The organism is Tabrizicola sp., from assembly GCF_036781545.1.
In the GTDB taxonomy this organism is placed as follows: Bacteria; Pseudomonadota; Alphaproteobacteria; order Rhodobacterales; family Rhodobacteraceae; genus Tabrizicola.
Map to the genome: position 1 here is coordinate 1 of NZ_DAIQAT010000124.1, position 10,440 is coordinate 10,440.

At 65.5% G+C, this 10,440-nt stretch carries 11 protein-coding genes; 8 read left to right on the forward strand and 3 right to left on the reverse strand.

What is annotated here, in order from left to right:
- Positions 1 to 122: 122 nt before the first annotated feature.
- From V7Q39_RS15555 to V7Q39_RS15575, 5 genes are all read left to right on the forward strand, one after another.
- Entirely contained in the window at positions 123 to 1,295 is a 1,173-nt protein-coding gene (locus tag V7Q39_RS15555) for a toxic anion resistance protein (protein WP_333817523.1), read from the forward strand.
- A gap of 17 nt (positions 1,296 to 1,312) precedes the next feature.
- Complete coding sequence (locus tag V7Q39_RS15560; RefSeq protein WP_333817524.1) at positions 1,313 to 2,239, forward strand: DUF2927 domain-containing protein; 927 nt, start codon at positions 1,313 to 1,315, stop codon at positions 2,237 to 2,239.
- Between the two features lie 3 nt (positions 2,240 to 2,242).
- On the forward strand, positions 2,243 to 2,878 hold the full coding sequence (locus tag V7Q39_RS15565; protein WP_333817525.1) for a DUF6338 family protein: 636 nt from the start codon (positions 2,243 to 2,245) through the stop codon (positions 2,876 to 2,878).
- Between the two features lie 180 nt (positions 2,879 to 3,058).
- Positions 3,059 to 4,162, forward strand: coding sequence for an SPFH domain-containing protein (locus tag V7Q39_RS15570; protein WP_333817526.1), 1,104 nt, complete (start codon positions 3,059 to 3,061; stop codon positions 4,160 to 4,162).
- A gap of 9 nt (positions 4,163 to 4,171) precedes the next feature.
- The gene (locus V7Q39_RS15575; protein ID WP_333817527.1) at positions 4,172 to 5,308 is read left to right on the forward strand and encodes a primosomal protein N' (replication factor Y) - superfamily II helicase; all 1,137 of its coding nucleotides are present in this window, start codon (positions 4,172 to 4,174) and stop codon (positions 5,306 to 5,308) included.
- On the opposite strand, the gene V7Q39_RS15580 is transcribed toward V7Q39_RS15575, so the two are convergent.
- Positions 5,305 to 5,490, reverse strand: coding sequence for a hypothetical protein (locus tag V7Q39_RS15580; RefSeq protein WP_333817528.1), 186 nt, complete (start codon positions 5,488 to 5,490; stop codon positions 5,305 to 5,307). The genes V7Q39_RS15575 and V7Q39_RS15580 overlap by 4 nt on opposite strands.
- A gap of 50 nt (positions 5,491 to 5,540) precedes the next feature.
- On the opposite strand from V7Q39_RS15580, the gene V7Q39_RS15585 reads away from it, so the two are divergent.
- Positions 5,541 to 5,858 carry an antibiotic biosynthesis monooxygenase family protein gene (locus V7Q39_RS15585; RefSeq protein ID WP_333817529.1) on the forward strand — a complete coding sequence of 106 codons (318 nt, stop codon included), beginning with the start codon at positions 5,541 to 5,543 and terminating at the stop codon, positions 5,856 to 5,858.
- Positions 5,859 to 5,986: 128 nt separating this feature from the next.
- On the opposite strand, the gene V7Q39_RS15590 is transcribed toward V7Q39_RS15585, so the two are convergent.
- Both V7Q39_RS15590 and uvrB read right to left on the reverse strand, forming a co-directional pair.
- A complete protein-coding gene (locus tag V7Q39_RS15590) occupies positions 5,987 to 6,724 on the reverse strand; it encodes a DUF72 domain-containing protein (RefSeq protein WP_333817530.1) in 738 nt (245 codons plus the stop codon).
- 37 nt (positions 6,725 to 6,761) lie between these two features.
- Positions 6,762 to 8,945, reverse strand: a complete 2,184-nt coding sequence (gene uvrB, locus V7Q39_RS15595; protein ID WP_333817531.1) for an excinuclease ABC subunit UvrB — start codon at positions 8,943 to 8,945, stop codon at positions 6,762 to 6,764.
- Between the two features lie 137 nt (positions 8,946 to 9,082).
- Here uvrB and V7Q39_RS15600 point away from each other — a divergent pair, with 137 nt between their 5' ends.
- Together V7Q39_RS15600 and V7Q39_RS15605 are read left to right on the forward strand one after the other, a co-directional pair.
- Entirely contained in the window at positions 9,083 to 9,943 is an 861-nt protein-coding gene (locus V7Q39_RS15600) for a class I SAM-dependent methyltransferase (protein ID WP_333817532.1), read from the forward strand.
- A 222-nt stretch (positions 9,944 to 10,165) separates the two neighbouring features.
- Positions 10,166 to 10,440, forward strand: a 275-nt coding sequence (locus V7Q39_RS15605) for an ETC complex I subunit (protein WP_333817533.1), incomplete at its 3' end; no start/stop codon positions are given.

A 10,440-nucleotide genomic window follows, 5' to 3' on the forward strand; every position in this document is an offset into this window, starting at 1 on the left:
AAACCACCTTCGCGCAGAAGACCACCGACTTCCTGTCGAACAACCGCACCGATCTGGATGTGGAAGTCGCCGTGCTGCGCGAGCGTCTGCAGCTTGATCATTGAACCCCAAGGGGAGTGCCCATGTCCGAAACCGTCCAAGCCAACGCCGCCGCCCTTCTGACCGAGGTCGAGAAGGTCAACGCCGTGATCCTGCCCGAGCCGATGGCCGAGGTGGTGCCGCTGGAAGCCGCCCCTGCCGACCAGGCCGAGGCGATCCGGAAGCGGATGGCCGAGGTCGATCTGGGCAATACCCAGTCGATCATCTCGTTCGGGTCGTCGGCCCAGGCGGAGCTGCAGGTGATCAGCCAGGCCATGCTGCAGGACGTGAAGAACAAGGACGTGGGTCCGGCGGGCGACTCGCTTCGCAACATCGTCACCACGATCCGCGGCTTTGCGGTCAGCGAGCTGGACCTGCGGCGCAAGGCGAGCTGGTGGGAGCGCCTGCTGGGCCGCACCGCGCCCTTCGCCAAGTTCGTCGCCCGCTATGAGACCGTGCAGGGCCAGATCGACAAGATCACCGGCGATCTCCTGACCCATGAGCACACGCTTCTGAAGGACATCAAGAGCCTGGACGTGCTGTATGACAAGACCCTGAGCTTCTACAACGAACTGGCGCTGTACATCGCGGCCGGCGAGGCGAAGCTGGCCGAGGTCGACGGCAAGACCATTCCCGCCAAGGAGGCCGAGGTCGCTGCCGCGCCTGAGGCCGACAAGGTGATGAAGGCGCAGGAACTGCGCGACCTGCGCGCCGCGCGCGACGATCTGGAGCGTCGGGTGCATGACCTGCGGCTGACGCGGCAGGTGACGATGCAGTCGCTGCCCTCGATCCGGCTGGTGCAGGAGAACGACAAGTCGCTGGTGACGAAGATCAACTCGACGCTGGTGAACACGGTCCCGCTGTGGGAGACGCAGCTGGCGCAGGCGGTGACGATCCAGCGGTCGAAGGAAGCCGCCGAGGCGGTGCGCGGTGCGAACGACCTGACGAACGAGCTGCTGAAGTCGAATGCCGAGAACCTGCAGCAGGCCAACAAGGTGGTGCGCGAGGAGATGGAACGCGGTGTCTTCGACATCGAGACGGTGAAGCAGGCGAATGCGACGCTGATCGCGACGATCAACGAAAGCCTGGCCATCGCCGACGAGGGCAAGGCCAAGCGTGCGGCGGCCGAGGCGGAGCTGGTGAAGATGGAGGCCGAGCTGCGCGACACGCTGGCCTCGGCCAGGGCGCGGCAGACCGCGCCTGCGACCGGGGCCTGAGGGGCAAGCGGGACGGGATGGCAGCCACAGGAACAGTCCGGTCGCTGGGGACCTTGGCCGCCTGCCTTGTGCTGGCTGCCTGCCTGAGCCCTGTCCCCGTCCCGCCCCCCGCGCCGGTGCCGGTCATTCCCGCCGCGCCGAGCGCGAAAAGCGTGGCGGCGGCAACCTATTATGCCCAGGTCCAGCAACTGCTCCTGAGCCAGGGGATGCTGCGGACGGATGGCGGCGAAGGGATTCCCGTCAGTGCCCGGACCCTGACCGAAAACTTCATGCGCGTGGCGCTTTACGACGAGTACCGCCGCGCCCCGGGCGGGTTCGTCCGCGAGGAAACCGAAAGCCGCCTGCGCCGGTGGGAGGTGCCGATCCGCGTCGCCATCCGCTTCGGGGCAAGCGTTCCGCCGGACCGCCAGGCCACCGACCGCGCGCGGATCGGCAGTTTCGTGGCCCGGCTGGCCCAGATCACCGGCCATTCGATGGTGGTCGACGAGCGCAACCCGAACTTCTTCGTCTATATCGTGTCCGAGGATGAACGCGAGGCGCTGGGACCGGTGATCAACGCCACCCTGCCCGGCCTCTCGCCTGGGGATGTGGCGGGGATCACCCAGATGCCCCGGTCGACCTATTGCCTGGTCTATGCGATGGCCGCGGGCAACTCGGGCGCCTATACGCGGGCCTTCGCGGTGATCCGGGCCGAGCACCCCGACCTGTTGCGGCTCTCCTGCATGCATGAGGAAGTGACGCAAGGCCTTGGCCTGCCGAACGATTCCCCCCGCGCACGACCCTCGATTTTCAACGACGACGAGGAATTCGCGCTGCTGACCGACCAGGACGAGATGATGCTGCGCATCCTCTACAGCCCCGAGCTGCGCCCCGGCATGTCTGCGGCGGAAGCGCGGCCCATCGTCGAATCCCTTGCGCGCCGGATGACCGGCGGCGACAGTTGACCGATGATCGACCTAATCAATCCGAACAATTTCGACTTCTTTGCTCGCTTCCTTCTGGCCGGACTCATCATCATCTGGCTTCGCTCTGCCTTTGCGGTAGGCGAGCGCCCGCGGCTCAGCGAGATGGTGATCGAGGCCGTCGTCTTGAGTCTGGTCAATCAGCTGGTCTATCAGACGCTGATCTGGCTGATACCGATCATCGGCATTCCCCTGCCAAAGGGCCGGGCGGCCTTTCTTGCCGAAGTGCTTGTACTGCCTGCGCTGCTGGGTCTGTGCTTCGGGCTGAGCCTCTCGCGCGGGTGGAACCGGGCCGTCCTGCGTCGGCTGTCGATGCCGATCCAGAGTCCGCGGAGACGGGCCTATGACTTCGCCTTCACGGTTCACGAGGTTGAGGGTTTCGCGATCGTAACCTATGAAGATGGCACCCGCATTCAGGGCTATTACGGCGAGAATTCCCTTGCCGCCAATGACAGCGAACGTAGCGATCTCTACCTCGAACGCATATATGAGGTCCAGGATGACGGTCAGTGGTACGAAAAAACCCCGCCGCGGGGCGCATTGCTTTCGTTGAACGGAATGCGGTCAATCGAATTTCTGGAACCTGAAAGGAACGATGATGAACAGGCGCGTTCTGGTTGATGGGTATCAACCCAGCCGTTCCGGCGGCAGTTGGGCGGTGATCAAGGATCCCAAGTCCGGTCCCGCTACCACGGTCCGAGGCACCGAGAAAGCTTCCCCGAATGGACCGACCGCGGGCGAGAAATTGCCCAAGACGGGGTCTTCTGTTCAAGTTCCCAAACGCTAACAAGGGCATCTGCCATGGTCTTCGATTTCCTGAAGGGCGAGTTCATCGACGTCATCTCCTGGCTGGATGACACGCGCGACACGATGGTCTGGCGCTTCGACCGGCGCGGACAGGCGATCAAATACGGCGCGAAGCTCACGGTGCGCGAGGGGCAGGCGGCGGTCTTCATCCACGAAGGTCAGCTGGCGGATGTGTTCACCCCCGGTCTCTACGTGCTGGAAACCAACAACATGCCGGTGCTGACCACGCTGCAGCACTGGGATCATGGCTTCCAGTCGCCCTTCAAGTCCGAGGTCTATTTCGTCTCGACCACCCGGTTCAACGACCAGAAATGGGGCACCAAGAACCCGATCATGGCCCGCGACCCGGAGTTCGGCCCGGTCCGCCTGCGCGCCTTCGGGACCTATTCGATGCGGGTCTCGGACCCCGGCAAGTTCATGACCGAGATCGTCGGCACGGATGGCGAATTCACAGCGGACGAAATCAGTTCGCAGGTTCGCAACATCATCGTGCAGGAAGCGTCTCAGGTGCTGGCGAAGTCAGGCATCCCGGTGCTGGACATGGCCGCGAACCTCTCGGACCTCGGCAAGATCATCGCCAATGCCATCGCGCCCAAGGTGGCGGAATACGGCCTCTCCATCCCGGAATTCTACATCGAGAACATCAGCCTGCCGGACGAGGTGGAGAAGGCTTTGGACAAGCGCACCTCGATGGGCGTGGTGGGCGATCTGAACCGTTACATGCAGTACAACGCGGCAGAAAGCATGAGCCAGCCGGGATCGGCCATGGGCTCGGCGATGGGGGCCGGGATGGGCATGGGCATGGGGGCGAGCATGGCGCAGAACATGGGGCCATGGGGCGCGCAGCCCGGGGCCGCCACCGCCGCCCCGCCGCCCCCTCCCCCGCCGCCGCCTGCGGGCAAGCAATGGCATCTGGCGGTGGATGGCGCAACCTCGGGGCCGTTCGGCGAGGCCGAGCTTGCCAGGGCCGCCGCAGAGGGTCGGCTGACCCGCGCGACAATGGTCTGGAGCCCGGGGCAGGACGGCTGGAAGATGGCCGCCGAGACCGAGCTGGCCCGGCTTCTGGACAGCGTGCCTCCGCCGCCACCGAAACCCTGACGTCCGGTCATGCCGCAGGACGAATACCGCTGGCCCTGCGAACAGTGCGGGGCGCAACTGCGCTACGCACCGGGGCAGACGCGGCTGGTCTGCGACCATTGCGGCCATGTGCAGGACATCCCGGCCGAGGTGCCCAGGTCGCGTGCCAGGGCGCTGCAAGAGCTTGATCTTGCAAGGGGACTGCGCGACGATCTGCCCAGGGGCGAGATGGTCGAGATGCGCACCACCACCTGCCCGAACTGCGGCGCGCTGGTGGAGATCACAGGGGCGACCCATGCCACCGAATGCCCGTTCTGCGCGACGCCCGTGGTGCTTGATACCGGCACCACGCGTCATATCAAACCCCAGGCGCTGGTGCCCTTCGTCCTGACCGAACCTGAGGCGCGCAAGGCGATGGTGGCCTGGATGGGCAGCCTCTGGTTCGCGCCCGGCACGCTTCTGGAATATGCCCGCAAGGGCCGGGCGCTGAACGGGGTCTACGTCCCGTTCTGGACCTTCGACGCCGACACCGCCAGCCGCTATTCCGGCGAGCGGGGCGAGTATTACTACGAAACGCGCACGGTGCAGGTCCGGGTCAACGGCCGGATGGAGACCCGGCAGGAACAGGTCCGCCGAACACGCTGGTATTCCGCCTCGGGCCGCGTCGCGCGGGATTTCGACGACGTGCTGGTGATGGCTTCGCGCAGCCTGCCCACGCGGCTGGGCAACGAACTGACCCCTTGGGATCTGGGCGCGCTGACCCCCTATACCCCTGAATTTCTTGCCGGATTCCAGTCAGAAGGCTACACCGTTCCGCTTGCCGATGGCCATGCCGAGGCCCGGGACCAGATGTCGCGGGTGATCCTGCAGGACGTTCGCCGCGACATCGGCGGGGACGAGCAGCGGGTTCATGGAGTCGACACCGACTGGTCGGACGAGACCTTCAAGCACATCCTGCTGCCGGTCTGGATGGCGGCCTACAAATACAACGGCAAGAGCTATCGCTTCCTGGTCAACGGCCAGACCGGCGAGGTGCAGGGCGAGCGGCCCTGGTCGGCCTGGAAGATTGCCGGTGCGGTGATTGTCGTTATTTTCCTGATACTTGGCGGGATCTACCTCTCCGACCCGCAGGCGCTGGACCTGCCGGAGCCGGGCTGGATGGACTAATCCGCCTTGCGGTTGAAGAAGAGCATCCAGCCCGCATAGAGCCCGGCCGCCAGGAACAGCACGCCCCACATCGGCGCGCCCTGCCAGAACTCTACCCCCGCCCAGCCGAGCGGTACCAGCACCGTGATCCAGCGCACCCAGGCGCGGGCGAAGAAGGGGTCGTTCGGATCGAGAAACTTCATGCCTTTGCCCCCGGTTCGTGCCATCCTTGACGCAGGAAAGGGAGGCCGACATGCCCAGGATTGTCAAGGATTTCCAAGGACAAACCGTGATCACCACCTTCGAGACGACCCCCGCGATGGCCTTCGACCTGGTCGAGGCGCTGGAGGCCGCCTATCGCGAATGCATCCGCAACCAGCCGGGCTTCCTTGCCGCCGGGCTGCACATGAACGACGCGCGGACGCGGATCTGCAACTACAGCCAATGGCAGCGGCGCGAGGACTATCAGGCGATGCTGCGGACGCCGGAGATGCGCGAGCGCAACCGCAGGATCAACGAGCTGTGCCGGGGGTTCGAGCCGGTGATGTACGAGGTGGTGGGGGTTTTCTGACCGCCGCGCGTTAATTCAGGGGGTTAGCAGCGATTTTCGGGTCTGGGAACCGTCTGGATCGGGTATGGATTGCGTCCATACGCGAGTATGGGCGCAAGGCTGTTAACCGTGAGGGGCGAATCGGCCCCTTAGAGCCGCTTCAGCAGGGCCTGGGCGGCCGCGGGGTTCGCCGCCTTGTAGCCGGAGATGACGAAGAGGAACACGTCCCGCGTCCGGGCCATGTCGCGCAGGCGGTCGGCCCAATGGTCGAGGTCGGCCTCGGAATAGCCGAGCGGCTCGTCCTCCCGCGTGCCCATGATGCGGAGATAGGCGAAGGGCGCGGTGGCGACGGCGATCTGGGGATAATCGCTGTCGGCGGCCTGGATGGCGGCGATGCCCCGGTCGCGCAGGAGGGTGGTGAAGGCGTCGCAGGCGAAGCTCTCGTGCCGGGCCTCGATGGCGTGGTGCAGCGGCAGGCCCCCCAGCCGGTCGGGCAGGAGGTCGAGGAAGGCTGCCATGTCTTCGGGATCGAACTTCTTCGTCGGCGGCAGTTGCCAGTTGATCGCGCCAAGCTTCGGGCCCAGCTCGGTCAGGCCGGAGGCGAGGAAGCGGGCGATGGATTCGCCGCCTTCGGCCAGCACGCGGCGGGAAGTGGCAAAGCGCGGCGCCTTTAGGGTGAAGACGAAGCCTTCGGGGGTCTCTTTCGCCCATTTGGCGAAGGTTTCCGGTTTCTGGGTGCCGTAATAGGTGCCGTTGACCTCGATCGCGGTCAGGGCCTTGGCGGCGAAGGCCAGTTCGTCGGCCTGGCGCAGCCCGGCGGGATAGAAATTGTCGCGCCAGGGTTCGTAAGTCCAGCCGCCGACGCCGATACGGATATTTCCGGTCATGACTTCTCTCCCTTTCGTCGCCCTGCTTGGAACGGAGTCACCTCCGCCCCCTCGACCGCTTCCCGCCGCGCTGCCCGGCCCGTCCGCCGGTCGAGCGGCCTGACTGCTTCGTCGCCTCGACCACCGCCTCCTCGATCACCTCTTGCCGGGCGAAGGGGTCGTCGGCCACCGCCAGTTCCACGGCTTCCAGCCGCTTGACCTCGTCGCGTAGACGGGCGGCTTCCTCGAACTCCAGGTTTTCGGCCGCCTTGCGCATCTGGGTGCGCAGCGCGTCGAGATGGGCGGCGAGGTTCTGGCCGACCAGAGGTTTGTCGACGCGGGTGGTGATCCGGCTCTGGTCGGTATCGCCCTGCCAGAGGCCTGCCAGCACGTCCTCGACGTTCTTCTTCACCGTCTCGGGGGTGATGCCATGTTCCACATTGTAGGCCATCTGCTTTTCGCGGCGACGATTGGTCTCGGCGAGGGCGCGCTCCATGCTGCCGGTGATGCGGTCGGCATACATGATCACACGGCCATCGGCGTTCCGCGCCGCGCGCCCGATGGTCTGAATGAGAGAGGTTTCGGACCGCAGGAAGCCCTCCTTGTCGGCATCGAGGATCGCAACCAGCCCGCATTCCGGGATGTCCAGCCCCTCGCGGAGGAGGTTGATCCCGACCAGCGCATCGAAGGCGCCGAGGCGGAGGTCGCGCAGGATCTCGATCCGCTCGATCGTGTCGATGTCGCTGTGCATGTAGCGGACGCGGATGCCCTGTTCGTGCAGGTAGTCGGTCAGGTCCTCGGCCATGCGCTTGGTCAGGACGGTGACGAGGGTGCGCAGGCCCCGGGCCGAGACCTTGCGGATTTCGTCGAGAAGGTCGTCAACCTGCATCTCCACGGGCCGGATTTCGACGGGCGGGTCCAGAAGACCGGTCGGGCGGATCACCTGTTCGGTGAAGACGCCGCCGGTCTGTTCCAGTTCCCACGCCGCGGGGGTGGCGGAGACGAAGACGGATTGCGGACGCATCGCATCCCATTCCTCGAACTTGAGCGGGCGGTTGTCCATGCAGGACGGCAGGCGGAAGCCGTGTTCGGCCAGGGTGAACTTGCGGCGGAAGTCGCCGCGATACATGCCGCCGATCTGGGGGACGGAGACGTGGGATTCGTCGGCGAAGACGATGGCGTGGTCGGGGATGAATTCGAAAAGCGTGGGCGGCGGCTCGCCCGGCGCGCGGCCGGTGAGGTAGCGGGAATAGTTCTCGATCCCGGCGCAGGAGCCGGTGGCCTCCAGCATTTCCAGGTCGAAGCGGGTGCGCTGCTCCAGGCGCTGCGCCTCCAGCAGCTTTCCTTCGGATTCCAGCTGCTTGAGGCGGTGGAACAGCTCGTCCTTGATGCCGGTGATCGCCTGTTGCAGCGTCGGGCGCGGGGTGACGTAGTGGCTGTTGGCGTAGATGCGGATCTGCTTGAAGCTGTCGGTCTTCGCCCCGGTGAGCGGGTCGAATTCGACGATGGATTCCAGTTCCTCGCCGAAGAAGGAGAAGCGCCAGGCGCGGTCTTCGAGGTGGGCGGGCCAGACTTCGAGCGAGTCGCCCCGGACGCGAAAGGCGCCGCGCTGGAAGGCGGCTTCCAGACGTCGGTATTGCTGGGCGACAAGCTCGGCCATGACCTTGCGCTGATCGTAGATCTGGCCGACGACAAGATCCTGGGTCATCGCCGAATAGGTTTCCACCGAGCCGATGCCGTAGATGCAGGAGACCGAGGCGACGATGATCACGTCGTCGCGTTCCAGAAGCGCCCTTGTAGCCGAGTGGCGCATCCGGTCGATCTGTTCGTTGATCTGGGATTCCTTCTCGATATAGGTGTCGGTGCGGGCGACATAGGCCTCGGGCTGGTAGTAGTCGTAGTAGCTGACGAAATATTCCACCGCGTTGTCGGGGAAGAAGCCCTTGAATTCCCCATATAATTGCGCGGCCAGCGTCTTGTTCGGCGCGAGGATGATGGCGGGGCGCTGCGTCTCCTCGATCACCTTGGCCATGGTGAAGGTCTTGCCGGTGCCGGTTGCACCCAGAAGCACCTGGTCGCGGTCGCCCGCGTTCACACCCTGGGTCAGTTCGACGATCGCCTTGGGCTGGTCGCCGGCGGGCTGGAACGGGGTGGACAGGACGAAGCGGCGCCCGCCCTCCAGCTTGGGCCGGGTCAGCACCTCGGGGCGTTCGGTCAGGGCATTCGAGTTGTTGTGCGGCATCGGGCAGCCTTCGGGGGAGTCGGGACAGGACAGATTTGATCCGTTTTTGTTCCAATTCAAGCGGCGATCCGCAGGTGTGGGCGAAACCGTTGCCGAAACCGGGGTGAGCGGCTAAGGCTCGCGGTCAGAGGTGACTGATGGCTGAAAAGATCGACACGCGGGCCGTGGGGCTGGATGTGGGGCTGGCGTTCATCCGCTGGCTGACCGGGGCGGAGAACCTGCACTACGGGCTGTGGACCGGGCTGGAGGTGACGGCCGGAAACCTGCGGGCGGCGCAGGACGGCTATACGGCGAAGCTGTTCGGCTATCTTCCCGAGGGTCGGCTGCGCATCCTGGATATCGGCGGGGGCGCGGGCGAGACGGCGAAGAAACTGCTCGCGCTGGGCCATTCGGTGGAGATCGTGGTGCCCTCGCCCTTCCTGGCGGCACGGTGCCGGGAGACGGCCAAGGGTGCGGTGGTGCATGAGTGCACCTTCGAGGCGTTCCAGGGCCAGGGACCCTATGACCTGTGCCTGTTCTCGGAAAGCTTCCAGTACATTCCTTTGGCCGAGAGCCTGCCGAAATGCGCGCGGCTGCTGGCCCCCGGCGGCAAGGTGCTGATCGCCGACTGCTTCCGCACCGAAGCCTATCAGGGCCGCGAGGCGCATGGGCCGCAGCCGGGGGGCGGACACCATCTGGCATCGTTCGAGGCGGCGGTGGCGGGTTCGGCCTTCGCGGTCGAGGCGGAGGAGGACATCACCGATGCCGTCGCGCCTTCCATCGACCTGGAGCAGGCGTTGTTCCATGTTCTGGGGCAAGGGGTGACGCGGGTGTCGGACGAGATTCGCGGCAAGCGGCCCACGGCGCATTGGGCGCTGGCGAAGGTCATCGGGCTTTTCCTGTCACGCAAGCGCCGCGACAATCTGATGCAGCGGCTGACCGGCACCAGCCGGACATCGGAAGCCTTCCGGCGCTTCAACCGCTACCGGATCATCCGGTTGCAGCAGCGGCAGGCCTAGGATCGCGAGATTTTCGCGCGAACCTTGCAACTTCAGGTTGATATTGAGGGAAGCTTCGGTCAGATTGTCCCGGCAAGCAGCAACTGAAGCTGCCGGTCGGCGTCGACCCTACCCCACCCCACACTCCCTGACGCTGACCGGCAGCCTTTTCCGCCGCAGGTGACGCTTGCGCTTTGCGGGACGCTTCGGCTAACACGAAGCGCAGCCTCGGAGGATCGTTCCATGCGCGCCCGCATCTATCAGCCCGCCCGGACCGCGATGCAGTCCGGCACCGCCAAGACCCACCAATGGGTGCTGGAATTCGGCCCGGCCTCGGAACGCGAGGTCGATCCGCTGATGGGCTGGACCTCGTCCTCGGACACGCAGGCGCAGGTGCGGCTGAAGTTCGAGACGCGGGAGGAGGCCGAGGCCTATGCCGCCGAGAAGGGGCTGGAGTTCGACCTGGTCGAACCGAAGCCGCGCAAGGCCAACATCCGCCCGCGCGGCTATGGCGAGAA